At 75.1% G+C, this 26,789-nt stretch carries 20 protein-coding genes; 12 read left to right on the forward strand and 8 right to left on the reverse strand.

Annotation, left to right across the window (positions count from 1 at the left end):
• Positions 1-9: 9 nt before the first annotated feature.
• On the reverse strand, positions 10-1,440 hold the full coding sequence (locus tag IE326_RS34635; protein ID WP_190044402.1) for a DUF11 domain-containing protein: 1,431 nt from the start codon (positions 1,438-1,440) through the stop codon (positions 10-12).
• Between the two features lie 648 nt (positions 1,441-2,088).
• Between IE326_RS34635 and IE326_RS34640 the strand changes: the two genes are divergently transcribed.
• The 4 genes from IE326_RS34640 to IE326_RS34655 all read left to right on the forward strand — a co-directional run bounded on the left by IE326_RS34640 (position 2,089) and on the right by IE326_RS34655 (position 7,483).
• Positions 2,089-3,438, forward strand: coding sequence for a discoidin domain-containing protein (locus IE326_RS34640; protein WP_190044403.1), 1,350 nt, complete (start codon positions 2,089-2,091; stop codon positions 3,436-3,438).
• The gene (locus tag IE326_RS34645) at positions 3,438-4,733 is read left to right on the forward strand and encodes an MFS transporter (protein ID WP_150233466.1); all 1,296 of its coding nucleotides are present in this window, start codon (positions 3,438-3,440) and stop codon (positions 4,731-4,733) included. Before IE326_RS34640 ends, IE326_RS34645 begins: the two co-directional genes overlap by 1 nt.
• A 3-nt stretch (positions 4,734-4,736) precedes the next feature.
• Positions 4,737-5,726, forward strand: coding sequence for a TolB family protein (locus tag IE326_RS34650; RefSeq protein ID WP_150233468.1), 990 nt, complete (start codon positions 4,737-4,739; stop codon positions 5,724-5,726).
• 356 nt (positions 5,727-6,082) lie between these two features.
• Positions 6,083-7,483: an APC family permease gene (locus IE326_RS34655; RefSeq protein WP_190044404.1), complete on the forward strand. Its 1,401-nt coding sequence runs from the start codon at positions 6,083-6,085 to the stop codon at positions 7,481-7,483.
• 81 nt (positions 7,484-7,564) lie between these two features.
• On the opposite strand, the gene IE326_RS34660 is transcribed toward IE326_RS34655, so the two are convergent.
• Together IE326_RS34660 and IE326_RS34665 are read right to left on the reverse strand one after the other, a co-directional pair.
• Positions 7,565-8,239 (reverse strand): response regulator, encoded by a 675-nt coding sequence (locus IE326_RS34660; protein ID WP_190044405.1) that lies wholly within the window; start codon positions 8,237-8,239, stop codon positions 7,565-7,567.
• On the reverse strand, positions 8,236-9,390 hold the full coding sequence (locus IE326_RS34665) for a sensor histidine kinase (protein ID WP_150233474.1): 1,155 nt from the start codon (positions 9,388-9,390) through the stop codon (positions 8,236-8,238). Before IE326_RS34665 ends, IE326_RS34660 begins: the two co-directional genes overlap by 4 nt.
• Before the next feature lie 312 nt (positions 9,391-9,702).
• Here IE326_RS34665 and IE326_RS34670 point away from each other — a divergent pair, with 312 nt between their 5' ends.
• Positions 9,703-11,940, forward strand: a complete 2,238-nt coding sequence (locus IE326_RS34670) for an MMPL family transporter (RefSeq protein WP_190044406.1) — start codon at positions 9,703-9,705, stop codon at positions 11,938-11,940.
• A gap of 107 nt (positions 11,941-12,047) precedes the next feature.
• On the opposite strand, the gene IE326_RS34675 is transcribed toward IE326_RS34670, so the two are convergent.
• From IE326_RS34675 to IE326_RS34690, 3 genes are all read right to left on the reverse strand, one after another.
• Complete coding sequence (locus tag IE326_RS34675) at positions 12,048-12,656, reverse strand: GNAT family N-acetyltransferase (protein WP_190044407.1); 609 nt, start codon at positions 12,654-12,656, stop codon at positions 12,048-12,050.
• A gap of 525 nt (positions 12,657-13,181) precedes the next feature.
• Positions 13,182-13,892 (reverse strand): type 1 glutamine amidotransferase domain-containing protein, encoded by a 711-nt coding sequence (locus tag IE326_RS34685; RefSeq protein ID WP_190044408.1) that lies wholly within the window; start codon positions 13,890-13,892, stop codon positions 13,182-13,184.
• Positions 13,893-14,507: 615 nt separating this feature from the next.
• On the reverse strand, positions 14,508-15,083 hold the full coding sequence (locus IE326_RS34690; RefSeq protein WP_190044409.1) for a TetR/AcrR family transcriptional regulator: 576 nt from the start codon (positions 15,081-15,083) through the stop codon (positions 14,508-14,510).
• A 339-nt stretch (positions 15,084-15,422) separates the two neighbouring features.
• Between IE326_RS34690 and IE326_RS34695 the strand changes: the two genes are divergently transcribed.
• Complete coding sequence (locus tag IE326_RS34695; RefSeq protein ID WP_190045004.1) at positions 15,423-16,343, forward strand: NAD-dependent epimerase/dehydratase family protein; 921 nt, start codon at positions 15,423-15,425, stop codon at positions 16,341-16,343.
• A gap of 202 nt (positions 16,344-16,545) precedes the next feature.
• Here IE326_RS34695 and IE326_RS34700 read toward each other — a convergent pair whose 3' ends face one another.
• Entirely contained in the window at positions 16,546-17,115 is a 570-nt protein-coding gene (locus IE326_RS34700) for a helix-turn-helix domain-containing protein (protein ID WP_150233485.1), read from the reverse strand.
• Positions 17,116-17,255: 140 nt separating this feature from the next.
• Between IE326_RS34700 and IE326_RS34705 the strand changes: the two genes are divergently transcribed.
• The 4 genes from IE326_RS34705 to IE326_RS34720 are packed head-to-tail and all read left to right on the forward strand — an operon-like array spanning position 17,256 to position 20,954.
• Positions 17,256-18,035 (forward strand): ABC transporter permease, encoded by a 780-nt coding sequence (locus IE326_RS34705; protein ID WP_190044410.1) that lies wholly within the window; start codon positions 17,256-17,258, stop codon positions 18,033-18,035.
• Positions 18,032-18,748, forward strand: a complete 717-nt coding sequence (locus tag IE326_RS34710; protein ID WP_190044411.1) for an ABC transporter ATP-binding protein — start codon at positions 18,032-18,034, stop codon at positions 18,746-18,748. The genes IE326_RS34705 and IE326_RS34710 overlap by 4 nt, the downstream gene beginning before the upstream one ends.
• Before the next feature lie 60 nt (positions 18,749-18,808).
• Complete coding sequence (locus IE326_RS34715; protein WP_190044412.1) at positions 18,809-19,804, forward strand: ABC transporter substrate-binding protein; 996 nt, start codon at positions 18,809-18,811, stop codon at positions 19,802-19,804.
• A gap of 40 nt (positions 19,805-19,844) precedes the next feature.
• A complete protein-coding gene (locus tag IE326_RS34720) occupies positions 19,845-20,954 on the forward strand; it encodes an aryl-sulfate sulfotransferase (protein WP_190044413.1) in 1,110 nt (369 codons plus the stop codon).
• 24 nt (positions 20,955-20,978) lie between these two features.
• Here IE326_RS34720 and IE326_RS34725 read toward each other — a convergent pair whose 3' ends face one another.
• Positions 20,979-24,554, reverse strand: coding sequence for a hypothetical protein (locus tag IE326_RS34725; protein ID WP_190044414.1), 3,576 nt, complete (start codon positions 24,552-24,554; stop codon positions 20,979-20,981).
• 167 nt (positions 24,555-24,721) lie between these two features.
• Here IE326_RS34725 and IE326_RS34730 point away from each other — a divergent pair, with 167 nt between their 5' ends.
• Both IE326_RS34730 and IE326_RS34735 read left to right on the forward strand, forming a co-directional pair.
• Positions 24,722-26,014 (forward strand): hypothetical protein, encoded by a 1,293-nt coding sequence (locus IE326_RS34730; protein ID WP_190044415.1) that lies wholly within the window; start codon positions 24,722-24,724, stop codon positions 26,012-26,014.
• Positions 25,998-26,774 (forward strand): hypothetical protein, encoded by a 777-nt coding sequence (locus IE326_RS34735; protein WP_190044416.1) that lies wholly within the window; start codon positions 25,998-26,000, stop codon positions 26,772-26,774. Before IE326_RS34730 ends, IE326_RS34735 begins: the two co-directional genes overlap by 17 nt.
• Positions 26,775-26,789 lie beyond the last annotated feature (15 nt).

Genomic DNA, 26,789 nt, shown 5'->3' on the forward strand with positions numbered 1-26,789 from the left:
CCCCGGGCCCTAGGCGGTCGCCCCGGGGGCCGTGCCGTCGCCGCGCGGCACGCACGGGACGCAGCAGGAGGGGGCGGGTTCGACGCACAGGGTGACGGAGTCGGTGTTGTCGGTGGGGTCGGGGTCCTTCTCGGCGGCGGTGGCGGTCGCGGTGTTGACGGGGCGTCCGGTGCGGGTGGCCTTCGCCCGCAGGACGAGGGTGGCGCGGGCCCCGTCGGCCAGTTCGCCGACCGTCCACCGGCCGGTGCGGGGGTCGTAGGAGCCGGTGGAGGGTTCGGCGGAGAGGAAGGCGAGGCCGGCCGGGAGCCGGTCGGTGACGGTGACCCCGGTCGCCCTGTTGGGTCCGGCGTTGTGGACGGTCACCCGGTAGACGACCGTCTGGCCGACGGTGACGGTGGTGGCGTCGGCCGCCTTGGTCACGCCGAGGTCGGCGGCCGGCCTGACCTCGGTGACGGCCTCGCCGGAGGTGGCGGTCAGCGGTTCGGGGGTGTCGCCGAGCCGGTTCTCGTAGGTGGCGGTGGCCGTGTTGACGACGCGGGTGCCGGCCGTCTCCAGGCCGAGGACGACGCGGTACTCGACGGTGGTGCCGCCGGGCAGCGCGGCGGTGTTGGCGAGGCTGCCGCCCTGGTCGGCGGTGGCGCCGGTGCCCAGCCGGAAGACGACCGCGCGGGCCTCGGGGTCGTACGCCGCCTGGTCGTCGCCCGGCCGGTCGGTCTTCGCCCCGGCGCCCGGGCCGTCGACGACGCGCAGCGAGCCGGGCACGTAGGTGGTGCCGGGCGGCAGGACGTCGGTCAGGGTGAGCCGTTCGGCGGCGCCGCCGCCCTCGTTGCGCGCGGTGACGCGGTAGGTGACGACGTCGCCGGCGTCCAGTGGCCCGACGGGGATCGCGGCCTTGGTGAGCACCACGTGCGGGGCGGTGCCGAAGAACACCCCGTCGAGGAAGTTGCCGACGCTCCGGTTGCCGCCGGCGGCGGAGACGGACCGGAAGGCGAAGCGGGTGGTGGTCTGTCCGGGCGGGACGGTGTAGGTGCCGGTGTAGTGGCCCCAGGCCGTGTTGCCGTCGGTGAAGGTGCGCTGTTCGACCACGCCGCCGGGAGCGCCGATGTCGAGGGCCATGGTGTCCGGGCCCTGCCTGCCCCGGTGGTGGAGCCGCCAGTAGAGCTTGGTGCCGGGGGTGGTCGGCAGGTCCTGGTAGAGGGTGGAGACCTGGTTGGCGTTGAGTTCGGCGAACTGCTCGCCCTCGGCGGAGGGGACGCCGTTGAAACCGGAGTGCCACAGTTCGATCATGTGGTCCGTGGCGGTGGTGAGCCAGCCGGGGACGTGCCGCGGGACCTGGGTCTGCGAGGCGTCCGGCAGGATCGCCATGTCGGCGACGGCCGGCTCCTCGAAGCTTCCGTTGACGAGGGCGACCCGCAGGGGGGCGGTGGGAGGAGTGCTCATGCTGACCTCTCCGTTCGGTCGACGGTGCGCCGTGGCCCCGCCGCCCCGCGTCCGGGGTGCGGACGGGAGGGGCGGGGCCGGACTCCCGTAGCTCAGCGCCCCGCACGGGTTCACGTACAGTCGCGGCGGGGAGGTCCCGGCCAGCGCCCGCCGGAGGGTTTGGGCGGGGCGGGTCCGTGCGCCACGGCGCCGCCGTCGCGTCCGCACCTCCTCCGGTCCGTCCCGTCCGTCCCGTGCGGCGCGCCGGACCCGGGGGCACCGCCCGTGCTGACCGGATGGCACCTCCGTCTGACGGACTCACGCCACGGGGTGGGGTGAACTTATCTTCACCGAGTTGACGCACGTGCGTTCCCTTCCGGAGGAACCGCGTTCACTCCTGACGGAGCGACAGAAGTGCCTGCTCCGGGGCCTGTTCGGAGTCTGGTAGGAAACCTTCCTATCCGCTAACATCCCCGCAGCGGCTTGGCGCGGCGGCCCCTGCACACGGACGTGACGCGCTCAGCGAGAGCTCTGACCCGGCCGCCGGGCACCACCCTTCGCCGTACGGCGCCCCACCTGCCGTACGGACGGGCTTCTGTGCGGGAGCCCGGTGCGGGTGCCACGTCACGACGTCCAGCTCTCACCCCCCTCAGGCCAGGGAGACCAGGCATGCGCCTGCTCACGTCCGCTCCACCTCGCCGAACCACCCCCACCTCACTCTCCGTCGTCCTCGCCGCCGTGCTGCTGCTCGTCGGCGGGCTCCTCCTCGCCCTCCCGGACCGGGCCGGCGCCGGTCCGGTCGCCGACTCGCTGATCTCACAGGGCCGTCCGGCCACCTCGTCCTCCGTCGAGGACTCCACCTTCGGCCCGGAGAAGGCCTTTGACGGCGTCTCCACCACCCGCTGGGCCAGCACCGAGGGCGTCGACCCCCAGTGGCTCCGGGTCGACCTCGGCCCCTCCGCCACCGTCTCCCGGGTGAAGCTCGTCTGGGAGGTGGCCTACGCCAAGGCGTACCGCGTCGAGATCTCCTCCGACGGCACCACCTGGACCCGCCTCGCCACCGAGACCGCGGGCAACGGCGGCACCGACGACTGGACCGGACTGACCGGGACCGGCCGCTACCTGCGCGTCTACGGGACCGCCCGCGGCACCTCGTACGGCTACTCGCTCTGGACCGTGGAGGTCTACGGCACCACCGGCTCGACGACCCCGCCCACCGGCTCCTTCACCGTCGTCGCCGCCGGTGACATCGCCGCCCAGTGCACCGCCTCCAGCAGCTCCTGCGCCCACCCGAAGACGGCCGCGCTCGCCCAGCGGATCGCCCCGTCCTTCTACCTGACCATGGGCGACAACCAGTACGACGACGCCCTGCTCTCCGACTTCAGGAACTACTACGACAAGAGCTGGGGCGCCTTCAAGGCGAAGACCCGGCCCGTGCCCGGCAACCACGAGACCTACGACCCGGCCGGCTCGCTCGCGGGCTACAAGGCGTACTTCGGCGCGATCGCCTACCCGCAGGGCAAGCCCTACTACAGCTACGACCAGGGCAACTGGCACTTCGTCGCCCTCGACTCCAACTCCTTCGACGACGCCGCGCAGATCCAGTGGCTCAAGGACGACCTCGCGCGGAACACCAAGGGCTGCGTCGCCGCCTACTTCCACCACCCGCTGTACTCCTCCGGCGGCCACGGCAACGACCCGGTCTCCCGGCCCGTCTGGAAGATCCTGTACGACGCCAGGGCCGACCTCGTCCTGAACGGCCACGACCACCACTACGAGCGCTTCGCCCCGCAGGACCCCGACGGACGGGCCACCGCCGACGGCATGGTCGAGATCGTCGGCGGCATGGGCGGCGCCGAGCCCTACGACATCGAGACCGTCCAGCCCAACAGCCAGAAGCGGATCAGCGGCACCTACGGCGTCCTGAAGCTGGACCTCACCGACACCACCTACACCTGGCAGTACGTCGGCACCGACGACCAGGTCAAGGACTCCGCCCCGACCTACACCTGCCACTGATGTACCTCGCGACCACCGGTCGCCCCGACGCGCCGCCCACCCCCTCCGGGGTCCGGCGGCGCGTCCCGGGCACCGTCCTCGCCCTCGGCACGGTCAGCCTCGTCACCGACGTCTCCTCGGAGATGGTGACCGCCGTCCTGCCGCTCTACCTGGTCCTCGGACTCGGCCTGTCCCCCCTCCAGTTCGGGCTGCTCGACGGCCTGTCGACCGGCGCCACCGCCCTCGTACGGCTCCTCGGCGGAGCCACCGCCGACCGCGGCGGACGGCACAAGACGGTCGGCGGACTCGGCTACGCCCTCTCCGCCCTCTCCCGGCTCGGTCTCCTCCTCGCCGGCGGCGCGACCGGCTGGATCGCCGGCGCCCTCGGCGCCGACCGGCTCGGCAAGGGGATCCGCACCGCCCCGCGCGACGCCCTCATCACCCTGCACAGCCCGCCCGAGGACCTGGGCCGCGCCTTCGGCACGCACCGCGCCATGGACACCACCGGCGCCCTGCTCGGGCCGCTGGCCGCCTTCGCCCTGCTGTGGGCGACGGCCGACGCGTACGACGCCGTCTTCGCGGTCAGCTTCTGCGTCGGGACCCTCGGCGTGCTGCTGTGGCTGCTGTTCGTGCCCGGCCGGGGCGCCCTCCCCGCCCGCCCCCTCGGCGCTCCGGCGGCGCCCCCGGCGCGCGGCGGGCTCCTCGCCGCCCTGCGCGCGCCCGGCTACCGGCGGATCGTGCTGTGCGCCGGGCTCCTCGGGGCCGCCACCGTCGGCGACTCCTTCCTCTACCTGCTGCTCCAGCAACGGCTCGACCTCGACGCCACCTGGTTCCCCTTCCTGCCGCTGGGCGCCGCCGCCGTCTTCCTGCTGCTCGCCGTCCCGGCCGGCCGGCTCGCCGACCGCCTCGGACGGCGCCTCCCCCTCCTGTACGGGCACGGGGCCCTGCTCCTCGCCTACGGACTGCTCCTGACCCCGCTGCCCGGGCCGCTGGTCCTGACCGGCGTCCTCGTCCTGCTCGGCCTGTTCTACGCCGCCACCGACGGCGTCCTCATGGCCCTCACCGGCCCCCACCTGACCGAGGGGCGGCAGGCGGGCGGGCTCGCGCTCGTCCAGACCGCGCAGGCCCTCGCCCGGGTCGGGGCCGCCGTCGCGTTCGGCGCCGTCTGGACCGCGAGCGGCCCGGAGACCGCGCTCGTCGCGGCGCTCGCCGCCCTCGCCGCCGCCGTCTGCTGCGCCGCGCGCCTGCTCCCCCGCGACCCCGGTCCGGGCCCCGGCGGGCGCCCCGGCCCCGAGACCTCCGAGAGGACCGACTGACCCATGCCCCTCCCCACCGGCGCCTCCACCCGCACCCGCGTCTGGATCGTCGTCCTCGCGCTGCTGCTGCTCGGCGGCGGCGCCACCGCCTACACCCTGCGGGCCGCCGCGGGCCGCGAGGCCGACACCACCCGTACCGCCGACCCCGGCTTCGTCCTCACCGGCGGCCCCGGCACGCTCTACGCCCGGGACACCGCGACCGGCCGCGTCGCCCGCCTCGACCGGGCCGCGCCCGGCGGCCGGACGGCCGGCGGCCCGGCCTGCGACCGCTTCCACGCGGCGGGCGGCACCGCCCTGTGCCTCCGGCGGCGACCGGGCGTCCCGGCCCGCTCGTACGTCATCGTCCTCGACCGGCAGCTGCGCGAGGTGCGCCGCATGGCCCTGCCGGGCATCCCCAGCCGGGCCCGGGTCTCCGCCTCCGGGAACATGCTCGCCTGGACCATGTTCGCGACCGGCGACTCCTACGCCCGCTCGTCCTTCTCCACCCGCACCTCGATCCTCGACCTGCGGACCGGCTACCTGGTCAAGAACATCGAGCAGATCCCGCTGACCCTCGGCGGGCGCCGCCACCACGCGCCCGACGTCAACTACTGGGGCGTCAGCTTCGCCGCCGACGACAACCGCTTCTACGCCACCGTCTCCACCGGCGGCCGCACCCACCTCGTCGAGGGCGACATGGCGGCGTGGTCGGCCCGCGCGCTGCGCGAGAACGTCGAGTGCCCCTCGCTCTCCCCCGACGGCACCCGGCTCGCCTTCAAGAAACGGGTCTCCGACGGGCCGCGCGAGCCGTGGCGGCTGTACGTGTACGACCTGGCCTCCGGCCGCGAGCACCCGGTCGCCGAGCGGCGCGGCATCGACGACCAGGCCCTGTGGACGGACGGGGAGACCCTGGCGTACGGCTACGGCGGCGGCGTCTGGTCGGTGCCCGCCGACGGCACGGGCACGCCCCGGCAACTGGCCGCCGGGGCCTCCTCCCCCGCGGTCCCGGGCTGAGCCGCCTCCCCGCGGCCCGGCCGGAACCGCCCCGGACGGGCCGCCCCGGGCGCCCGCGGGGCCCCGGGCGGGCCGCGCACGGCGTCCCGGGAGGTAAAGCGCGGTAAAACTCCTGCCGGGAGCGCTGCGGTTCCCGCACGGAGCGTTCCCTCAGTCTTGACACGTCCTTGACGCCCGACGGCCCCCGCCGAACCGTCCCCCGACGACGGATTCCGCACTCATCAGGCCATTGACCTGCGGGTTCGGTGGGGCTTCCATTCAGCCCGGGAGCCACGGACACCCCCATCACCGGCCGCCTCGGAGGCGATACCGCTCCCCCTCGGACACACACCGCACGCACCGATCGGAACCGCCTGATGACCGACACCCTCAGCGCACCCCACGCACTGGCCCCGCAGACCGGCCCCGTGCCGCAGAAACTGAAGCGTTCCATCGGTGTCGTCGGCGGCACCCTCCTGACGCTGTCGTGCGTCACCCCCGCCTCGACGCTCTTCGTGGTGGTCCCCGACCTCTTCGGCAGCGTCGGCACCTTCACCGCCCTGACCATCGCCATCGGCTCGCTGCTCTGCGTCGGCGTGGCCTTCGTCTACTCCGAGCTGGGCACCCTGATCCCGAGCGCGGGCGGCGAGTACGCGATGGTCTCCACGCTGGCGGGGCGGCTCGCGGGCTGGCTGGTCTTCGTGCTGTCGCTGCTGGTGGTGATGATCGTGCCGCCGGTGATCGCCATGGGCACCGCCGACTACCTGGCGCCGCTCGTGCACGTCCCCGCCCCGCTCGCGGGTGCGGGCGTCATGCTCCTGGCGACCCTCGCGGGTCTGCTCGACCTGCGGGCCAACGCCTGGATCACCGGTGTCTTCCTCGTCCTGGAGGTCATCGCGGCCGGCGTCGTCGCCGTCCTCGGCTTCGCCCACTCCCAGCGCGGCGCGGGGGCCCTGCTGCACGGCCAGGTCGCGGGCGGGAACGGCGCCCACTCGCTGGTCACCGGCGGCCTCGTGGTCTCCGGCCTCGCCATCGCGCTCTTCATCACCCAGGGCTTCTCGACGGCCGTCTACCTCTCCGAGGAACTGGAGAACCCGCGCCGCAACGTCGCCCGCACGGTCCTCGCCACCCTCGCCATCTCCACCGCCGTCATCCTCGTGCCCGTCGTCGCCATCACCCTGGGCGCCGACGACCTGGAGGCCCTCACCGGCGGCGACCTCAGCGGCATGATCACCGCCTGGTCCAACTCCGCCGTCGGCACCTTCATCAGCCTCTGCGTGGCGCTCGCCATCATCAACGCCGGCATCGTGATGGTCATCCAGAACTCGCGCGTGCTGTTCGCCTCCGCCCGGGACAAGGCGTGGCCCGAGCCGGTCAACAACGCCCTGTCCCGCCTCGGCCGCTTCGGCTCTCCGTGGGTCGCCACCCTGGTCGTGGGCGTGCCCGGCGCGGCCCTCTGCTTCGTCAACCTCGACACCCTGTACGGCGTCACCGGCGTCTCCGTCACCGGCATGTACCTGCTGGTCTCGGTGGCGGCCCTGTTCAGCCGGCGCGGCGCGCACCGCGAGGTCGCGGCCTGGCGCATGCCGCTGTGGCCGGCCGTCCCGGTCCTGCTCATCGGCGTCCTGCTGTACGTGCTGTCCGTGCAGGACACCGCGTACCTGCTGTGGACCGGCGGCATCACGGCCGTCGCCACCCTCTACTGGGCCCTCTACCTGAGGCCCCGCCAGGACACCCGCTGGCTGGTCAGCCTCCCCGAGGACGAGCGGCAGGACTGACCCGCGGGGCCGGGGCATCCGGGAGGCCGGGGCGGTCGGACACCGCCCCGGCCTCCCGCGTACGGCTCGGGGACCGGGGCCTCACTGCTCCCGGCGGGCCGTCACCAGGCCCGTCTCGTACGCGGCGATGACCGCCTGCGCCCGGTCGCGGACCCGGAGCTTGGCGAAGAGGGCGGTGATGTGGTTCTTCACCGTGGAGGGGCTGACGCCGAGCCGGCCGGCCATCTCGGTGTTGTCCAGGCCGTCCGCGATCAGCCGCCACACCTCCCGCTCGCGCGGGGTGAGTCCGTCGGCGGCGGGCGCCGGGGGCGGCGTCCGCCGGGCCGGGGCGGTGACGTGCGCGGAGATGAGGCGGGTCAGGAGCCGGGGCGCGAGGATCGCCTCGCCGCCGTGGACGACGTGGAGGGCGGCGACGAGGTCCTCGGGCGAGATGTCCTTGGGCAGGAAGCCGCAGGCCCCGGCGCGCAGCGCGGCCACGACGTGCTCGTCCATGTCGAAGGTGCTCAGGGCCAGGACGCGGCAGCCGGGCAGTTCGGCGGTGAGGCGTTCGGTGGCGGCGATGCCGTCGAGGACCGGCATCCGGATGTCCATGACGACGACGTCGGGCCGGTGCTCGTGGGCGAGGCGGACCGCCTCGGCGCCGTCCGCGGCCTCGGCGACGACCCGGAAGCCGGGCTCGGGGGCGAGCATCAGGGCGAGGCCGTGGCGGACGAGGGCCTGGTCGTCGGCGATGAGGACGGTGACGGGCGCGCTCACGCGTACGCCTCCTGGCGGCCGGCGGGCAGGGGCAGCCGGGCGCGGACGGCGAAGCCGCCGCCCTCCGGTCCGGTGCGCAGGGTGCCGCCGTGCAGGGCGACGCGCTCGCGCATCCCCATGAGGCCGTGGCCCGGGGGCCGTACGGCGGGGCGCGCGGGGGGCGGGGCGTCGGTGACGTCGGTGACGTCGACCCGCACCTCGTGGGCGGCGAAGGCGATCCGCACGTCGGCGCGCGCGCCGCGGCCCGCGTGCTTGCGGGCGTTGGTGAGGGCCTCCTGGACGATGCGGAAGACGGCGAGCGCGACGCCGGGCGGCAGGGCGCCCGGGTCGCCGTCGGTGGTGAGGACGGTGGGGAGGCCGGCGCGGCGGCTCTCCTCGACCAGCCGGTCGAGGTCGCCGACGCCGGGCTGCGGGGCGGTCGCCTCGCCCTCGTCGCCCTCGTCGCCGGCCCGCAGCACGTCGAGCAGGTGGCGCATCTCGCGCAGGGCCGCGCGGCCGGAGCCCTCCAGGGTGACGAGCGCCTCGCGGGCCGTCTCCGGGGAGCGGTCGAGGTTGGCGCGGGCCCCGCCGGCCAGCAGCTGCATGGTGGTCAGGTGGTGGGCCACGATGTCGTGCAGTTCGCGGGCGATGCGCCGGCGTTCGTCGGCGACGGCCCGTTCGGCCAGGAGCCGCCGGTGCCTCGCGGCGTCGTGCTGCCACCGGCGGACGGCGACGGCGGCGCCCGCCACGAACAGGCCGGACGCGACGTTGGCGGCGCACTCGTAGCCGGACGGCCCCGCGACTCCCGGGTGGACGAACTGGAGCACCGCGACGCAGCCGGCGACGGCCGCCGCGCCGATCGCGGGCCGGTGGTGGTGGACGGCGGTGTAGAGGGCGACGACGGTGGCGGCCCCGTAGTGCTGGCCCACGGAACTGAACCAGCCGAGCGACACGTTCACCGCGAGGACGGCGGCCAGGACGGCGAGGGGCGCGCGGCGGCGGGCCAGGAGGAACAGCGCGGCGGCGACCACGATCAGGCATCCCGCCACGGGGACGTGCCCCCGGTCCATCTGGCTGGTGACGGTGAAGCCCACCAGGTCGACGGCCGCCGCTCCGACCGCGACGAGTCCGTCCTGCCGGCTCCACGGGCCGGTGCCTTCGCGCCCTTCCATCCCCGTCCCCCTTGTCGTCCTTGTCGTGCCGAACCGCCGTGCAGCCCCGCTGACCTGCGGTTCGTCCTCGGTTCGCCCTGTGAGTCTCCCATGATGCCGGTGCGTCCCGGGCACCGCGCCGGGCCCGGGAGGGAGCGGGGACCAGGAGCAGGGTCCCAGGCGCCGGGCGGCGCGGGGCCGTGCTCCCAGGGGGTTTCTCGTTCCCGGCTCCGAGGAGCGGGCCGTGCGCCGCTGATGTGCTGGAGGGGTGCCGGAAGCCGCCCCGGATCCCCGGTGGCACGGCCCGTGCGTACTCGTTCCTGGAGGTTTTCCGTGATCCGTGCCCTGACCGGGTTCTCGACCCGCAGACCCTGGCGGGTCATCGCCGTGTGGGGGGTGGTCGGCGTCTTCCTGTCCCTCATGGGGCAGGCGCTGGTCTTCCGCGTGACGGAGACCGACAGTGCCGGGTTCCTGCCCGCGGAGTACGAGGCGGCCGCGGCGCTGCGGGTCGCCCGGGAGGAGTTCGGCGCGGAGACCGGCGACGGCACGGTGACGGTGCTGGCGGCCCGGAACGACGGCGGGCCGATGGAGGAGGCGGACCGCAGGCGCGTGGAGGAGGTGGCGCGACGGCTGAGCGCCACCCGCGTGGAGATGCCGTGGACCGACGAGCAGATACGGGGGGTGTCCCTGGACCACTCCCAGGTCCCCCGGGTGTCCGTGGTGACGACCGCTCCCGACGGATCGTTCGTCCTGCTCGGCGCGCGGTTGCGGGGCAACTCCATGGACCCCGGCATGCAGGACGTGTACCGGGTCTTCCGGGACGGTGCCGAGCGGGAGTTCGCCGGGGCCGGGCTGCGCACCGGTTTCACCGGGGGGCTGGCGGACGTGGTGGACCGCGCCGACGCGGAGAAGACCACGCAGACGGTGGTCGGCCTGGTGATGGTGGGGCTGATCGTGCTGGTCAACGTGCTGGTGTTCCGCAGCGTCCTGGCCGCGTTCGTCCCGCTGTTCGCGGTGACCGTCGTGGGCGGCGCCGCCGCCGGCACGGTCGTGGGGGCAGCGCTCCTGACCGGCTTCGAGCTGGACGCGGGGACCCCGAGCATGATCGGCACCGTGCTGATCGGCATCGGCGTCGACTACTTCCTCTTCCTGCTGTTCCGTTTCCGCGAGGAGCTGCGGCGGCGGCCGGAGGAGCACCCCCGGGCGGTGGCCGCGGACGTGGCCGCGCGGGTGGGCACGGCGGTGACCTCGGCGGCGCTGACGATCGTGGCGGCGTTCGCGACGCTGGGGACGGCGACGTTCGGTCAGTTCCGGGTGCTGGGGCCCTCGGTGGCCGTGTCGGTCCTGGTGATGCTGCTGGCGAGCCTGACGCTGATGCCGGCGCTGCTCGCGGTGAGCGGGCGGAAGATGTTCTGGCCGGGGCGGAGCCTCACGAAGACGGAGCGGCCCGGTCTCGCGGGGCGCACCGGCGGGCTGGTGGCGCGCCGCCCGCTGACGGTGCTCGTGGGGTCGGTCGCCCTGCTCGGCGCGCTCGCGGCGGGTGCAGTGGGCGTCCGCATGGACTTCGACGCCGGTGGCACGCCGCGCGACACGGCGGCCGCCGCGACGGCCCGGGAGATCGCCGGGGCCCTGCCCTCGGGGGTGTCCGATCCGACGACGGTGTACGTCACCGCCGACGACGGCCGTGCCCTCGGCGCCGCGGAACTGGCCGGGCTGCGCCGGGCGCTGGCCGGGACGGCCGGCGTGGGCGAGGTGGCCGCCCCGGTGCTCTCCACCGGCCGCACGGCGGCCCGGCTGGACGCGTACCTGACGGTGGACTCCTCCTCGCAGCAGGCCCGCGACCTCGTGACGGGGCCGGTGCGCCAGGCCGTGCGGGAGGCGACGCCGGCCGGACTGACCGCCCGTGTGGGCGGCACGGCGGCCGTGTTCGCGGACGTGGCGACGGCGGTGGACCGGGACCTGCGCACGGTGTTCCCGGTGGCCGCGGCGCTGATCGCGCTGATCCTGGTGGTGCTGCTGCGCAGCCTGGCGGCCCCGGTGGTGCTGCTGCTCGCGGTCGGCCTGTGCTTCGCGGCGACGCTCGGCGCCTCCGCGCTGGTGTTCCAGCACGCGGGCGGCGCACCGGGGGTGAACTTCGTCCTGCCGCTGGTGCTGTTCCTGTTCGTGGTGGCGCTGGGCACCGACTACAACATCCTCGTCGGCGACCGGCTGCGCGAGGAGATGCACCGCGCGGGGGCGGGCGGCCCGAAGGCGGCCCGCGCGGCCGTGGCCCGCGCGGTGCGGCACACGGCGCCGGCGATCGCCACGGCCGGGGTGGTCCTCGCGGCCTCCTTCGGCGGCCTCGCGGTGAACGCCGACCCCTCCACCCGCCAGCTGGGCTTCGCCACCGCCCTCGGCATCCTCCTGTCCGCCTTCGTCGTGTCGCTCCTCCTGGTGCCGGCGGCCGCGGCGCTGCTGGGCCGGGGCATGTGGTGGCCGCTGGGCGGGGCGAAGGCACCCGACCTCCCGGCGGACGGACCGGGAGAGGCGTACGCGGCCCGGCGTCCGGAGCACGCGGGGCGGCGCGGCTGACGGGAGCGCCGGGGAGCTCCGGGCCCTCACCGGTCCGGGGCCTCCCGGCACCCCCGTACCCGCCGCGGCCGGCCCGCCCGGTCCTGCGGAACGGCGCAGCTCCCCCCTCACTCCTGAGGGGGCGTGACATCCGGCGACAGGGCCCGGCGGACGGCGGACGGTGCGGTCGCCGGGTGCCATTCGCGGCGGAGGAGACCGAAGACCCAGGAGTCGGAGACGTCGCCGTCGACCACGCAGTCCTCCCGGAGGGTGCCTTCCCGGACGAAGCCGAGCTTCTCCAGGACCCGGGCGGACGCCGCGTTGCGGGTGTCGGTCTCGGCCTGGACGCGGTTCAGGTCCAGGGTGTCGAACGCCCACCGCAGGACGGCGTGCGCGGTCTCCGTGGCGTAACCGCGGCCCCACGCGGCGGTGTCGAAGGCGTACCCCAGGGACGCGCTGCGGAAGTCCGGGTTCCAGCCGGTCAGGCCGCACCAGCCGAGGAACGCGCCGTCGGAGAGGCGGTCGACGGCCACCCTCGCCCCCGTGCCCTCCTCCTCGATCCTCCGGCAGACCGCGAGGAAGCGCTGGGCGCGGGCCGGTTCGCTCCACGGCGGGGAGTCCCAGTACCGCATCACGCGGGCGCTGCCGTGCAGGGCGTGGAGCGGTGCCGCGTCGGCATCGGTGAACGGCCGCAGTCGCAGGCGGGCGGTGCGCAGTTCGGGGGTGGGCAAGGCCATGCGGAGCATCCTGCCGCCTCGCACGCGCTCCCGGCCATCCGTTTATGACGGATGGCCGAGCGGGCGGCTTCTGCCGAAGGCCGGGTCCCAGAGGGAGCGCGAGGCCGGTGGGGAGCATGAGGGGCCCGTCCGATTCGCTTCGTACCGGGGTGGGTCGGTGGCGTTCTGCCACCGGAGCCGGGGTCGTTCCACGAGGCCGAGGATCTGGCGCAGGAGACGCTGCTGCGCACCTGGAAGACCCGTGACCGGAACGCCCCGGCGCGGGCTCCGGCGCGGACCCGGCTGTACCGGATCGCGGCCAACGCGTGCCCGACCGCGCCGGAGGGGCGCGGGCGGCGTCCCCTGCCGACCGGGCCGGGAGCGCCGGACGGCGATTCCGGGGCGCCGCCGGTGCCGGCGCTCGACGTGCCCTGGCTCCAGCCGTTTCCCGACGCGCGGTGCGACGTGGAGGCCAGGGCCGATCTGCGGCCGGCCGGGGTGCCGACGGCGCGGTGGCCTTCCGCCGCGGAAGGACCGCGCCTCGGTTCAGCCCCGCTTCTTCGCCGCGGCGCCCTCGACGGCCTCGACGACCTTCTTCGCCGTGGCCTTGGCCGAGACCGGGTTCTGGCCGGTGACGAGGTTGCCGTCCGTCACCACGTGGGAGACGAAGGGCAGTACCGCCTTCTCGTAGAGCGCGCCGCGCTGCTTGGCCCTCTCCTCCGCGTTGTAGGGAACCAGCTTGTCGACGCGGGCGAGGACCTCCTCGGTCCAGGCGAATCCCGTCATCCTGCGGCCGGCGATGAGGTGGGAGCCGTCGGAGAGCCGGGTGTCGAGCAGGCCGCAGTAGCCGTGGCAGACCGAGGAGACGATGCCGCCCCGCTCGTAGATCTCGCGGGTGATGTGCTGCAGGCCCTCGCTGCCGGGGAAGTCGTACATCACCGCGTGACCGCCGGTGAAGTAGATCGCGTCGTACTCCGAGGGGTCGATCCCGTCCGGGCTCGCCGTGTTCTCCAGGAGCGCCGTCTTCGCGGGGTCGGCGCGCCACGCCTTGGCGGTCCTGTCGTAGTTCGGGAACTTCAGCGCGCGCGGTTCGAGAGGCACCGCGCCGCCGGCCGGACTGACGAGCTTCTGTTCATAGCCGTGCTCCTCGAAGACGTGCCAGGCGTGCGTGAGCTCGGAGAGCCACAGGCCGGTGGCGTGGGACGGGTCGTCGTAGTGGCCGACGTTGGTGACGACGTGGAGGACGCGCTTGGTCATGGCTGATCTTCTTCCATGCGGGCCGGGACGGCGGGGCGACGGGCCGCGTCGTGACGGGTGACGGGTCGGCGGGCGCCCAGGGCACGCGGAGTCCCGGACGTCCGGTCGGCATCCGTGCCCCTGCTCGTGCTCCCCACCGGGTGTGGCGGGGCGTGCCTTCGGGGGCTCTGGTGGGCGACGGCCTGGTCTTCGGCGCACTCGGCCGGCCCGTCGGCGTCGCAACGGCGGAGGCTCGATTCACCCATGCCGCCCCATGGGGCGGCGAAGGTCCCGTGCCGGCGCCGGCGTGGGCCGGGTGCAGGAGTCCGCGCGGTCCTTGGGCATCCGGCGGAAGGAGTCGACGCCGTGGACCCGCGGGTCCCGTTCGGTCCCGTTCGGTCCCGTTCGGTCTCGTCCAGGTCGGTGTCCCTGCGGAACCCGGTCGTAGAGGCCCCCTCGGGGGCGGGGACGAGACGCGCTCCGAGTTCGACCCCTGCGGTTCGCCCGGTCGCTCCGCCCGTTGACGGCATGGACACCCTCCTCCGATGTGAGCGGCGCTCACACCGAGGATCGCACGGGATGCGAGCACCGTCGACAACAGGGGACGGGAGGCGTCCGAGGCACGGGCACTGCGCCTCAGGCACCGACCGACACGAGGGCGAGGAAGGCGCCGCGCACCCGGCCGGCGACCTCCTCGTCCGACGCGGCCCGCAGCTTGCCGTCGAGATACAGGCAGGCCAGCCCGTGGGCGAGCCCCCAGCCGGCCGACGCCAGCGCCTCCGCGTCCGCGTCGGGGAAGACGCGGTCGAGCGCGTCGGCCAGCAGCTGGTGCAGGGCGTCGGCGGCCTTGACCCGTTCGTCGTCCGCGCCGTCGCACGGCTTGCCGAACATCACGCGGAACAGCGCCGGACGTCGCAACGCGAAGGCGACGTAGGCCACGGCGAACTCGGCCAGGTCCGGGAGCGAGGCGGGCAGGCCCCGCCCGCCGCCCAGGCCGTCCAGGAGGTCCCGGAAGCCCTCGGCGGCCAGTGCGGACTCCAGGGCGTCGCGGTCCTTGAAGTGGCGGTACGGCGCGGTCGGCGACACGCCGGCCCGGCGCGCGACGGCCCGGAGCGAGAAGGGCTCGCCGCCCTCCAGCATCTCCATCGCGGCCGACAGCAGCGCCGCCCTCAGATCGCCGTGGTGGTAGGCGGTCTTCCCCGATGTTGACATCGCTTACTTCACCCTCCCATACTGTGTTAGCACTGCAAACATAACGCACGTCCGGAGGGCCCGGAGCTCCGTGCCGCCCCGCACGTGCCCCCCTTTCGACGTACCCCTTCGCGTCGCAGGCTTTCCCGGCGCCCCGTCCACCACGCACCTCTCCGTCCCCCTCCGGAGCCGGCCGACGCCCCGTCGGCGCTCCGGAGCCGGAAGGCCCGGCCGTGGACCGGGCCCGCCGATGCCGCACCTCGGGGGGACGTTCCACCCGTCGCCGCGTGGCGGCGAAACGCTCCCGGCAGTCGAGTTGCCATGGACACCCACACCATCCAGCCCAAGGAGACCAGCCCCATGCAGACCGTTCTCGGCGCCGGCGGACCCATCGCCGACGAGCTCGCGAACGAGCTCCACCGCAACCACACCAAGGACATCCGCCTCGTCAGCCGCAAGCCGTCGAAGGTGAACGACACCGACGAGCTCGTGGCCGCGGACCTCACCGACGCCGGCGCCACCAGCCGCGCCGTCGCGGGCAGCGACATCGCCTACCTCACCGTCGGGCTGCCCCTGGACTCGGAGCTGTGGGAGCGCCGGTTCCCCGTCATCATGCGCAACGTCATCGACGCCTGCGCCGAACACGGCACGAAGCTCGTCTTCTTCGACAACACCTACATGTATCCCGGGACGCCCGCGCCCCAGACCGAGTCGACGGCGTTCGCACCGGGCGGACGCAAGGGGCGGGTCCGCGCACAGATCGCGACCACGCTGCTGGAGGCCGTGCGGGCCGGCCGGGTCGAAGCCCTGATCGGGCGGGCGCCCGAGTTCTACGGTCCCGACCGGACGAAGAGCTACACCAACTCGCTGGTGTTCGACCGGATCAAGGCGGGCAAGCGGCCGTTCGTCCCGGTCGACGCCCATGCGAAGCGTTCCCTGATCTGGACCCCCGACGCGAGCCGCGCCCTCGCCCTGCTCGGCAACACCCCCGACGCCTACGGCCAGACCTGGCACCTGCCGGTCGACCCGGACCGGAAGTCCTACGCCCAGCTCATCGAGATCGCCGGCGAGGTCACGGGCCGCACGATCGGTTACACGGTGCTCCCGATGGTCGCCTTCCGGCTGGGGCGCCGCTTCGTCAAGCCGCTCGACGAGATGTTCGAACTGATCCCCCGTTACCGTGACGACAACCTCTTCGACAGCTCGAAGTTCGCGGCCCGTTTCACCGGCTTCCCGGTCACGCGCCACCGGGAGGGGGTGGAGCGGATCCTCAACGGCTGACCCGCCGACGGACCCTCCCGCCGGCCGCCACCGGTGACGCACCCCGCCCTGGGGCCCGCGTCCGCGGCCCCGCGGTCAGCCCCTGACCCACCACGGCCGCACCGCGGCGAAGCGGCAGCCGCCCCGGAAGCGCTTTCGGCACGCGCGCCGGGTCGCCCCTCCGGAGCGGGCCGCGAACCCGGCGGGGTCCGGAGGTCGTGGCTCAGGCGCTCGCGATGACCAGCAGGGTGCGGGCGGGGACCGGGCCGGCCAGGCGGCAGCGGTGCGGGACGTCGCCCCGGTGGTGGGCGCTCTGGCCGGCGCGGAGGGTCAGCGGCTCCTCGCCCCGGACCTCCAGGACGATCTCGCCCTCCAGGACGTGGAGGAAGTCCTCGCCGGGGTGCTCGAACCAGCCGCGCTCGCCCCCGCCGGGCTCGAAGTGGTGCTCGTACGCCTCCATGAGCGTGCTGCTCCCGCCGGGGATGAGGACCCGGGCGACCTGTCCCCCGGCCTCGTTCACCCGGATCACCTGGGGGTCGCTCTCGTGGCTGACCGTCCCGGGGCGGGCGGGCGGCCGGAGGAAGGTGCCGGGCGTGACGTCCAGTGCCTCGGCGATCCGGTAGATCGAGCTGAGGCTGGGGGTGGTGAGGCCCCGTTCGAGCTGGCTGAGGAAGGGCTGGGAGAGGCCGGAGCGGGCGGCGAGGACGGCCATGGAGACGCCGCGCTGTTTGCGGCAGTTCCGGACCACCCGTCCGACCTCGATGGCCTCGGGCGTGGGTTCGGGGCGGGACACGCAGGTGAACGTATCGCATCGCCGCAGGGGGCCCGGGGGTCCCGGTGACGTTTCATGCCGCCGCAACACCCTCTTCATAAGCGTGGTCAATTATTGACCTCACTTATCAAGGCCGCGAGAACGAAGCGAGGAGCCGCCCCGTGCACGCCACCCCCTCACCGCCCGGCCGGACCCGCGGAAGGCCCGGTCCGGCCCTGGGCGCGGCCGGCGCCGTGCTCGTCCTGTGGTACCTGCTCGCCCGTTCCGGCGCCGTGGCCCCCGGCCTGCTGCCCACGCCCGGCGAGACCGCGGCCGCGCTGGCGGACAGCGCCCGCAGCGGTCTGCTGGCCACCGACCTCGGCGCCAGCCTGGCCCGCGCCGGACAGGGCTTCGCCCTGGGCGCCGTCACCGGCGGCGCGCTGGGCTTCGCCACCGGCTGCCTGCCGGGACTCTCCGCCGCCGTCACCCCGGTGATCTCCTTCCTGCGCCCGATCCCGGCCATCGCGCTGGTGCCGCTCGCGACCGCCTGGTTCGGCATCGGGGAGACCGCCAAGCGTCTGCTCATCGCCTACGCCGTCCTCCTCGTCGTCTGGCTGTACGTCCACGACGGGGTCTCCCGGATACCCGTCTCCCACCTGCGGGCGGCCCGCTCCCTGGGTGCGCCGGCGCACCGCAGGTTCACCGAGGTGCTGCTGCCCGCCGCCGCGCCCGCGCTGCTCGCCGCCCTGCGGTACGGGGCGTCGGTGGCGCTGCTCGCCCTGGTGGCGGCGGAACTGGGCGGCGCGGACAGCGGACTGGCGTACCGGCTCCAGGTGGACGGCCAGTTCCTGCGCGTGGACCGGATGTTCGCGGGGCTGCTGGTGCTCGGGCTGCTCGGCGTGGCCGTCGACCTCGTCCTGGCCGCGATCGGCCGCCGGTTCGTCCACTGGAGCGCGTCATGAGCCTGGGGGTACGACTGGAGGGACTGGCCGTCCGCCACGGGGACGCCCACGTCCTGGAGCGCACCGACCTGGAGCTCCCCGCGGGCTCGTTCACGGCACTGCTCGGTCCCAGCGGATGCGGCAAGTCCACCCTCCTCAACCTGGTGGCCGGCTTCGCACGGCCCACCGAGGGACGGGTGACGGCAGGGGGCGAGCCGGTGCGGGGGCCGGGCCCGGAACGGGGCGTGGTCTTCCAGCACTACGCGCTCTTCCCCTGGCGCACCGCCCGGGGGAACGTCGAGTTCGCCCTCAAGCGGCTCGGCCTGCCGCGCCCCGAGCGCCGCCGGCGGGCGCTCGCGGCCCTGGCCGAGGTGGGCCTCGCGGACGGCGCCGGGAAGTACCCGGCGCAGTTGTCCGGCGGGATGCAGCAGCGCGTGGCCCTGGCCCGCGCGCTGGCCGCCGAGCCCGAGGTCCTGCTGATGGACGAGCCGTTCGGGGCGCTGGACGCGCTGACCCGGACCAGGATGCAGACCCTGCTGCGGGAACTGTGGAAGCGCCGCGGCACCACCGTCCTGTTCGTCACCCACGACATCGACGAGGCGCTGTCCCTCGCCGAGCGGGTCGTCGTCCTCGGCGGGACGCCGGGACGGATCCTCGCCGACCGCGCCGTGCCCGCCGGACCGCCGGACCCGGAGCTGCGCTCCCTGATCGCCCGTCACCTCGGCTCCGGCTGAAGCCCCTCCCCTCTCTTCGTACTTCTTCCCGCTCCTCCCCCGTCCCCGGAAGGACCACCCATGCCCGGCCCCCGCGCACTCGCCGCCCTCCTGACGGCGGCCCTGCTCTGCGCCCTCGTCACCGCCTGCTCCTCCGGCCCCGCACCGGCGGGCGGTGGGCGTCCCGCGGTCTCCCTCGCCACCAGCGACCACCTCGGCGGGGCACCCGTCCACGTGGCGCAGGAGCGCGGGCTGTGGTCCGCCGAGGGGATCGACGCCACCCTGACCACGCAGCCCACCGGACGGGACGCGCTGAACGCCGTGCTCGGCGGTCAGGCGCAGCTCGGCGTCGTGGGCGACCTGCCCGCGGTCACGGCCGCGCTGGGCGGGCGCGAGCTGCGGATCGTCGCCGACCTGTCCCGCTTCTCCGACTGGCGCCTGCTGACCAGGACCGACCGGGGGATCACCGGTTTCGCCGCGCTGAAGGGCCGCAGAGTAGGGGTCCCGCAGGGGACCAACGTCGAGTACGCGCTCTCGCGGATGCTCGGCTCCACCGGGCTGACGGCCGCGGACGTGACCGTGGTCAACCTCGCCCCGAACCAGGTGACTCCGGCGCTGGCCCGCGGGGACGTCGAGGCCGGGGTCACCTTCCCCAGCTTCTACGGCTCCGCCCGCACCGCCCTCGGCGACCGCTACGCCGAGCTCCGCTTCACCGGCTACACGGCCCGCACCCTGCTCGTCGCGGGGCCGAAGGCGGACCGCGGGACCACCACGGCCGTGCTCCGCGCGCTGCGGAAGGCCCAGCGGGAGATCGCCGCCGACCCGGCCGCCGCGCGGAAGGCCGTCCTCGTCCAGTCCAAGGGCGCCCTCCAGGCCGACTACGTGGAAGCCTTCCAGCCCCGTTACGGCTACGGCGCCACCCTCTCGCCCGCGCTGCTGACCCAGCTGACGCAGGAGGCCGCCTGGGCGAAGGCCGCCCAGGGGCTGCCGGGTCCGGCCGATCGTCCCGCGCTGCTGCGGCACCTCGACCCCGCTCCCCTGACGGCCGTCGACCCGGCCGCCGTCACCGTCCGCTGACCCCTTCCCACCCCTTCCCACCCCTGTCCGAGGAGACCCCATGACCGTCGACCAGAACACCCTGCGCCGCCGCGGCGTCGGCCTGATCGCCCACGACCCCGCCCTCAGCTACGGCGGCCACACCCTCTACACACCCATCACCAGCACCGGGGAGATCCACCTCGTCGACATCGAGGGACGCCCCGTCCACACCTGGAACTCCCCTCACCCGCCCGGCCGGCAGGCCCAACTGCTCCCCGACGGCAACCTCTTCTACGCGGCCAAGGACACCGGGGGCCCCGTCCTCTTCCCCATCTGGGAGGTCTACCACGGCGGGATCTTCCAGGAGCTGGCCCCCGACTCCACGGTCCTGCGCGAGGTCCGGCACCCCTTCCACCACCACGACGCCTCGGTCCTGCGCAACGGCAACCTCGTCGTCACCGTCGTCGAACCGCTGGCGCCGGCCGACGCCGCACGGATCCGGGGCGGCATCCCCGGCTCCGAGGCCCCGGGCGGGGTGATCTACGGAGACGTGGTCGTCGAACTGGACTGGGACGGCCGGGAGGTGTGGCGCTGGGCCGCCATCGACCACCTCGACCCGGAGGACTTCCCGCTCGACCCGCACTTCGCCCGCGAGCACTGGCCCATGGCCAACACCGTCAACGAGAGCGCCGACGGCTCGCTCGTGGTGGGCTTCCGCAGCGTCTCCTCGGCCGTCTCCGTCGACCGTGCCGACGGTTCCGTGCGGTGGCGCCTCGGCCCCGACGTGCTGGCGCAGCAGCACCACCCGCACGAACTCCCCGGCGGCACCCTCCTGGTCTTCGACAACGGCTCGTACCGCGACACGACCTCCCTCCCCTACTCGCGGGTCCTGGAGCTGGATCCGCGCACCGGCGAGGAGGTGTGGTCCTACCAGGACAACCCGCCGCAGAACTTCTACAGCCCGTACATGTCCAGCGCGCAGCGCCTGCCGAACGGGAACACCTTCATCGCGGAGGGCTCCTTCGGGCGCCTCTTCGAGGTGACGCCCGGCGGCCGGGTCGTCTGGGAGTTCGTGGTCCCGCAGTTCCGGGCCTTCGGCGACGGCGTGGGCCTGGAGTCCTCGGCCGGGGCGCAGAACTCCGTCTTCCGCGCCCACCGCTACGCCGCCGACCGGTTCCCCTGGCTGTGAACGACCGCCCGGCCAAGGCCCCGGTCACGGGTCGGTGAGCAGCGACTCCACCGTCGAGAACGGGTCCCAGGCGGGGTCGAGGCCGGTGAGCCGCTCGGCGACCCGCTGCCAGGCCGCCGGGTCGGTGCCGAGCGCGGAGCGCACGAGGTCCGCGAGGACGGCGCGGGCCTCGGCGGCGCCGGGCGGGGCGTCCGTGCGGCGGCCTGCGGCGCCCAGGTGGGCGAGGATCCGTACGGCCGGGGCCGCGAGGCGCACCAGGTCGGCGCCGTCGAGGAGCCCCGCCGCGAGCAGCCCGTCGATCTGGGTGGACGGCGCGCAGTGGTACAGGCCGCCGAGGCCGTGCCGGGCCCGCTCCCTCGTCGGGCCGGCTCCGCCGGGCAGGCCGTCGGGGCCGGGTTCGTGCAGCAGCGCCGCGTGGCGCAGCCGTACGTCCTCGGGGACGTCGTCCAGATTGACGAGGTCCTGCCAGTGCGGGATCGGGTCCTGGGCGTGGGCGGCTTCGAGGGCGGCCCAGTCCACCGGCTCGCCCGGCGGGAGGGAGCGGGCGAGGTCGCGCGTCTGGTGGGCGTACCGGGCTCGCCGCAGCTTCCGGACGAGCTTCTCCGGCGCCAGTTCCCGGTCGAGCCGGGCGCGGAGGACGGCGGCGGGGTCGGCGGAGGCCAGGGCCTTCGCGCAGACGGTGGTGGCGGAGCGGCCCAGCGCGTCCGCCGCCGCGAGCCGGGCCAGCCGGTCGGCGCCGCCGTGCTCGAACAGCCGGAGGCAGCCGAGCAGTTGGTCTCCGAGTCCGAGCCGCCGGCCTTCCCTGGTGAGGATCTCCTCCACGAGGTCGGGTTCGGCGGAGCACAGCCACGCCAGGCCGCCGTCGGGCCGGGCGGCGCCCCCGGCCCGCCAGTCGGCCAGCACCCGGGCGCCCAGGGAGGGCCGTCCGGTGCCGGGCCGGGAGCGGGCGACGATCCGGTGGACGACGGCGTCGGGGTTCCAGTGCCGCAGCAGGGCGCGGTCGACCTCGGGGTCGTCGAGGTCGACGAGCCGGTCCACCGCGCCGCTCCGCTCCATCCAGCGGGACTGGGCGGCGAGGACGCGCAGCGCGTCGGGGTCCCGGTCCGCGAGCAGCCGGTCGAGGACGGTGCGGGGGGTGCGGTCGTGGCGCAGGAGGTACGCGGCGAGCAGCCAGGGCGCGTCCGGGCCGAGCCGGGGCAGCACGGCCTCGACGACCTCGGCGTCGGCGAGGCAGAGCAGGGTGCCCTCGGGCCAGCCCCACAGGTGGTCGCCGCGCTCCAGCAGTCCGATCGCCTCGTCGGGGGTGGTCGGCCTGTTCCTGCCGACGGCCCCTCCGGTGTCCGGTCCCGGCCGGTCGCCGGATCGTGCGCGCTCCACCAGTTCGGCCCAGGTCCGTCCCTCCGAGGCGGTCTCGGAGGCGGTGACGGTCGCGGCCAGGCGGAGCCAGGCGTCGGGGTCCGTGCCGAGCTCGGCGCGCAGCAGGCGGGCGAGGGCGGCCCGCCAGGCGTCGGCGAACGCGAGCCGCCGCCAGTCGTGGGGCAGCAGGAGCAGCCGCCGGGCGGGCAGCAGGGTGAGCAGTTCTCCGGCGGGCAGCACGCCCTGCGCGTACGCCTGCTCGATGTGCCGGGCGCCGGAGCCGTACGTCTCGGGGAGCCGGGCCCGCACCTGCGCGAGGGCGGGCGCCCCGTAAGCGAAGCCGTCCTCGGACGGGGGGATCCCGTGGACGGCGCAGGCGAGGGCGAACCAGCGGGGGGTGGCGAGACCGGGCGCGGTCGCCTGCTCGTGCACGGCGAGCGCCTTCAGGACCCGGGGGTCCCTGGGCCGGGGCGCGCCCTCCGGGGCGAGGGAGTACAGCAGGTCCAGCGCGGCCAGGGCGTGCACCCGGTCGCGCCGGTGGAGGACCGGCCGGGGCGGGACTTCGGAGGCGGACGGGAGGGAGGCGGTGTCGGGGCCGGAGTCGGGCTCGCCCGGAGAGCCGGGCTCGACTGCGGACCCGGTCTCCGGCTCGACCGCGGACCCGGTGGCGGGCTCGTGCTCGGTGGCGGGCTCGTCCGGGGTCCGGCCCGCCGCGGCGATCAGTTCCGCGAGGGTCCCCGCGTGGTCGGGCAGCAGGGTGTCGAGTTCCGTCCAGGCCCGGTCCCGCTGCCCGAGGTGGGTCTGCGTCAGGGCGTGCAGTTCGGCGGCGGCGGTGCCCGGCAGGTTCCGTTCGGCGAGGCGGACGAGCGCGGCCAGGGCGCGGTGGGCGGGGCGGGCGGTGCGGACCAGTTCGGCCGGGTCGAGGAGTCCCGCCGCCGCCATGCCCTCCGCCCAGCCCGCGGCGCTGTCGTCGAGCTCCTCCTCCGCGAGGCGCCGGGCGGCCGGGGTCGTGTTCCCCGCACGGCGGCCCCCGGCCCGCCACGGCTCGTTGAGGACGCTCAGCCGGAACGCGTGGCGCTGGGCGTCGCTCGCGGCCTCGTGGCGGACCAGTTCCTCGCACGCCTTGGGCATGAACGGGGTCGCGGCGTGGGCGGCGGCGAGGGCGTCGAGGTCGTGGGCGTACGGCTCGGACAGCAGGTCGCGCAGCGTGCTGGTGCCCCGGGCGGTGGCGAGGAGCGCGGGCAGCCGGGCGGGGTCCTCGTACGGCTCGCCCTGGGCGCGCAGCAGGCGCGGCCCGTCGCCGTCCGGGGCGGCCAGGGCCTCGGTGACCTCGTCCACGACGTCCCGGCTCAGCCCCGCTGCGGCGGGGTCGTCGAGCAGGGCCCGTACGGCGCCGGGGCCGGTCCGCTCCCAGATCCTCAGCAGCGCGTACTGCTGGGCGACCCGGCGCACGCCCCACCGCAGCGCGGGCACCACGAGCTGGGGGTCGCCCGAGGCGAGCAGCGGGGCGAGCCAGGTGCGCGGGGCCTCGCCGTGGGGCGCCGTCAGTTCGGCGCGCAGCGCCTCGTCGAGGGGGACGGCGTCGATCCGCTCCGCGATCGTGCGGCGCAGGGACTGGGTGGTGCGCGGGTTGCGGTAGACGGCCGCGGCGACCCGGGCGTCGCCGGACGCGGCCAGCCGGGCCAGGACGCGGGTGTCGAGCCGGGGGTGGCGGGCCAGGGCCGTGCGGGTGGGGGTGCCGCCGTGGTCGACGACGGCGTCGGCGAGCGCGGGCTCGGGCGGGGTCCCGCCGGCGAGCAGTTCCGTCGTCACCCGCTCGGGCAGGGCGGCGAGGGCGTCCGCCGCGTGCCGCGGCTGCGCGTGCGCGAGGAGCAGGCCGAGCGTGCGGTGGACGCTGCGGGGCGCGGGCGGGCGGAGCGCGTCCCGGGGGGCCGGGGGCCGCGGCGACGCGGCGAGCAGTTCGGGCAGGGTGCCACGGTGTCCGGTCAGGGCGTCGTGCAGGGCGCACCAGCGGGCCGTGTCCCCGCCGAGGTGACGCTCCACCAGCTCCCGGAGCAGGGCGGCCGTCTCCGCGTCGGGGCCGCCGGCGGCGGCGACCCCGGCGGCGACCGAGCGCGCGGGCCGCGCCCGCTCCACCACCCGACGTGCGTCCTCGCGCGGCGCGTCCGCGCCCTCCGCGTGCCGGCCGGTCGCGGCCATCTCCCGCAGCAGCCGTTCCGCCGTCCCCGCCCGCGTCTTCGTCATGATCGCCATGCTAGACACGGGCACTGACACTCCCTCCGGGGCCGCCCCCGTCGGCGCCCGTGCCGCCGGGGGCGCGGCGGAACGCCGTTGCCCGCCGGCGGGGGCCGGTCTACGGTTCTACGGTCCCGGTACTCCGCCGGGAACCGCGAACGACAGGTGCCGTTTTGATGTACGCGACAGAGCTTCCGGAGGCCCGCGTCGATGGGACGGGCAACCTCCTGGTGGCGCCTTCGGCGCCGGGGGACGGCGCGTTGACGGGTAACTTCTTCGGTTCCGTGCTGACGCCCGAGGAGTTCGCCGCCGGCGCGTCCGAGGTCACGGGGAGGACCGTCTACCTGTGCGGCGACCTGTCCGCGATCGACGCGCGCCGACTGCGCGGCGCCGACCGGGTGTTCGTCGTCCGGGAGCTGTCGCACGGCCGTCACGAGGAGGCCGGCCGGTCCTGGGTCCCCGTCGGGCTCGGCCGGGTCCCCCTCCGCGTGCACGGCGTCGGCGTGCACTACCGCCGTTTCTTCGAGCCCGCGGACGACCACTTCGGGCGGATCCGCGCGGAGCACGCGTTCCAGACGCTGACGGAGTCCACCAAGCCCGGTACGGCCCACCGCAGCGGCATCTATCTGACGCCCGTCACGCGCAGCGGCGACGACCTGCGCTTCCGGCTGCTCCGGTGCTCGACGAACCTGTCGGGGCCGACCGAGAACTTCCGCCCGGTCGACACGCGGATCGTCGAGGACCTGAACCGCGAGGCCGCCACCGTCTTCCGGGGGCACGCGCCGCTGAACCACGTGCTCGCGCAGGTCTACCACAACACCCTCGCCACGGCCGGGCGCAAGCAGTCGAAGGCCAGGATCTCGGCCCACGCCGACAAGACCAAGGACATGCCCGTCGACGGCGTCATGGCCTTCTGCACCTTCTACGACCGGCTCGACGGGCTGCAGCCGCTGGAAGGGGACCCCTTCGACCTCGGGGTGAAGGGGGTCAGCGGGCTGACCCGGCTCCGTTTCCGCCTGAAGGAGCCGAAGAAGACGGAAGGGACGGAGAAGACACAGGGGACGGAGAAGGCCGAGGAGACGCGGGAGACGGCCGCGGAGCACGACGGGGCCGCGCTCCCCCGGGAGTTCACGCTGACCCTCCACCCCGGGTCGGTGTTCTTCATGCCGCTGTCCACCAACCGCCTGTACACGCACGAGATCCGGCCCTCGGCGCTGGACGCCGGACTGCTCCCGACCCGCCTGGGGTACGTGGTGCGGTGCTCGGGCACCGAGGCCGTCCACCGGGACGGCCGCACCTTCCTCGACACGGGCGGGGAGCCGGTGGAACTGGAGCCCCCGACGGAGGCCGGCATGGACGAACTGCGCGCGCTGTACGCCGAGGAGAACAGGTCGCCGTCCTTCGTCGACTACGGCGGCCGGTTCCGCTTCAGCATGAACACGGGGGACTACCTTGCCCCGCGCGTCTGAACTCCCGGCCGGGATCCTCTCGTGCGTCCTGCCGGCCGAGGAGGGGGACCCCTTCGCGGAACTGGCCGCGTCCGTCCGCTGGGAGGAGCTGGGGAAGGGCCGCAGGGGCGCCGTGCTCACCCGGCCCGACGAGGCGGGGGCCGTGCCCCTGGTGCGCACCACCACCCGCTACGGCGCCCCGGCGCAGCGCTTCCGGCCGGTGCACGAGCGGCTGGCGCGGCGGATCCGGGAGCACGCGGCGCTCCCCGTGGACTTCGACAACGCCCTGGTGGAGCGGTACACGAACGCGTACGCCACCATGGGGAGCCATTCCGACCAGGCGCTCGACCTGGCCGACGGTTCGTTCGTCGCCGTCTTCTCCTGCTACCGGGGTCCCGGCGGGGCGACCCCGTCGAGGAAGCTGGTCTTCGAGTGGAAGGAGGGCGGGGGCGAGGCGTTCGAGGTCCCGCTCGCCCATCGGGGCGTCGTCGCGTTCTCCGTCGCCGCGAACCGGCTGCTCCGGCACAAGATCGTGCTGGACGCGTCGGCGCGGACGGCGGACGAGGAGTGGCTGGGCGTGACCTTCCGCACGTCGAAGACCGCCGTCCGGTTCCGCGACGGGCACGCGCACCTTCCGGGCGGGGTCCGGCTCGCGGTGGCCGACGAGGAACAGCGGCGGGAGTTCTACCGGCTGCGGCGCCGCGAGAACACCGAGACGGACTTCGCCTACCCCCCGCTGGACCACACCGTCAGCGAGAGCGACCTGCTGCCGCCCGTCTGAGCCCTCCCGGGGTGG

The sequence above is a fragment of the Streptomyces filamentosus genome (assembly GCF_014654895.1).
In the GTDB taxonomy this organism is placed as follows: Bacteria; Actinomycetota; Actinomycetes; order Streptomycetales; family Streptomycetaceae; genus Streptomyces; species Streptomyces filamentosus.

Bases quoted from the DNA above. Each gene is read 5' to 3' on its own strand.
- IE326_RS34635 (WP_190044402.1), bottom strand. From the start codon at position 1,440: ATGAGCACTCCTCCCACCGCCCCCCTGCGGGTCGCCCTCGTCAACGGA.
- IE326_RS34640 (WP_190044403.1), top strand. From the start codon at position 2,089: ATGCGCCTGCTCACGTCCGCTCCACCTCGCCGAACCACCCCCACCTCA.
- IE326_RS34645 (WP_150233466.1), top strand. From the start codon at position 3,438: ATGTACCTCGCGACCACCGGTCGCCCCGACGCGCCGCCCACCCCCTCC.
- IE326_RS34650 (WP_150233468.1), top strand. From the start codon at position 4,737: ATGCCCCTCCCCACCGGCGCCTCCACCCGCACCCGCGTCTGGATCGTC.
- IE326_RS34655 (WP_190044404.1), top strand. From the start codon at position 6,083: ATGACCGACACCCTCAGCGCACCCCACGCACTGGCCCCGCAGACCGGC.
- IE326_RS34665 (WP_150233474.1), bottom strand. From the start codon at position 9,390: ATGGAAGGGCGCGAAGGCACCGGCCCGTGGAGCCGGCAGGACGGACTC.
- IE326_RS34675 (WP_190044407.1), bottom strand. From the start codon at position 12,656: ATGGCCTTGCCCACCCCCGAACTGCGCACCGCCCGCCTGCGACTGCGG.
- IE326_RS34685 (WP_190044408.1), bottom strand. From the start codon at position 13,892: ATGACCAAGCGCGTCCTCCACGTCGTCACCAACGTCGGCCACTACGAC.
- IE326_RS34690 (WP_190044409.1), bottom strand. From the start codon at position 15,083: ATGTCAACATCGGGGAAGACCGCCTACCACCACGGCGATCTGAGGGCG.
- IE326_RS34695 (WP_190045004.1), top strand. From the start codon at position 15,423: ATGCAGACCGTTCTCGGCGCCGGCGGACCCATCGCCGACGAGCTCGCG.
- IE326_RS34710 (WP_190044411.1), top strand. From the start codon at position 18,032: ATGAGCCTGGGGGTACGACTGGAGGGACTGGCCGTCCGCCACGGGGAC.
- IE326_RS34715 (WP_190044412.1), top strand. From the start codon at position 18,809: ATGCCCGGCCCCCGCGCACTCGCCGCCCTCCTGACGGCGGCCCTGCTC.
- IE326_RS34720 (WP_190044413.1), top strand. From the start codon at position 19,845: ATGACCGTCGACCAGAACACCCTGCGCCGCCGCGGCGTCGGCCTGATC.
- IE326_RS34725 (WP_190044414.1), bottom strand. From the start codon at position 24,554: ATGACGAAGACGCGGGCGGGGACGGCGGAACGGCTGCTGCGGGAGATG.
- IE326_RS34730 (WP_190044415.1), top strand. From the start codon at position 24,722: ATGTACGCGACAGAGCTTCCGGAGGCCCGCGTCGATGGGACGGGCAAC.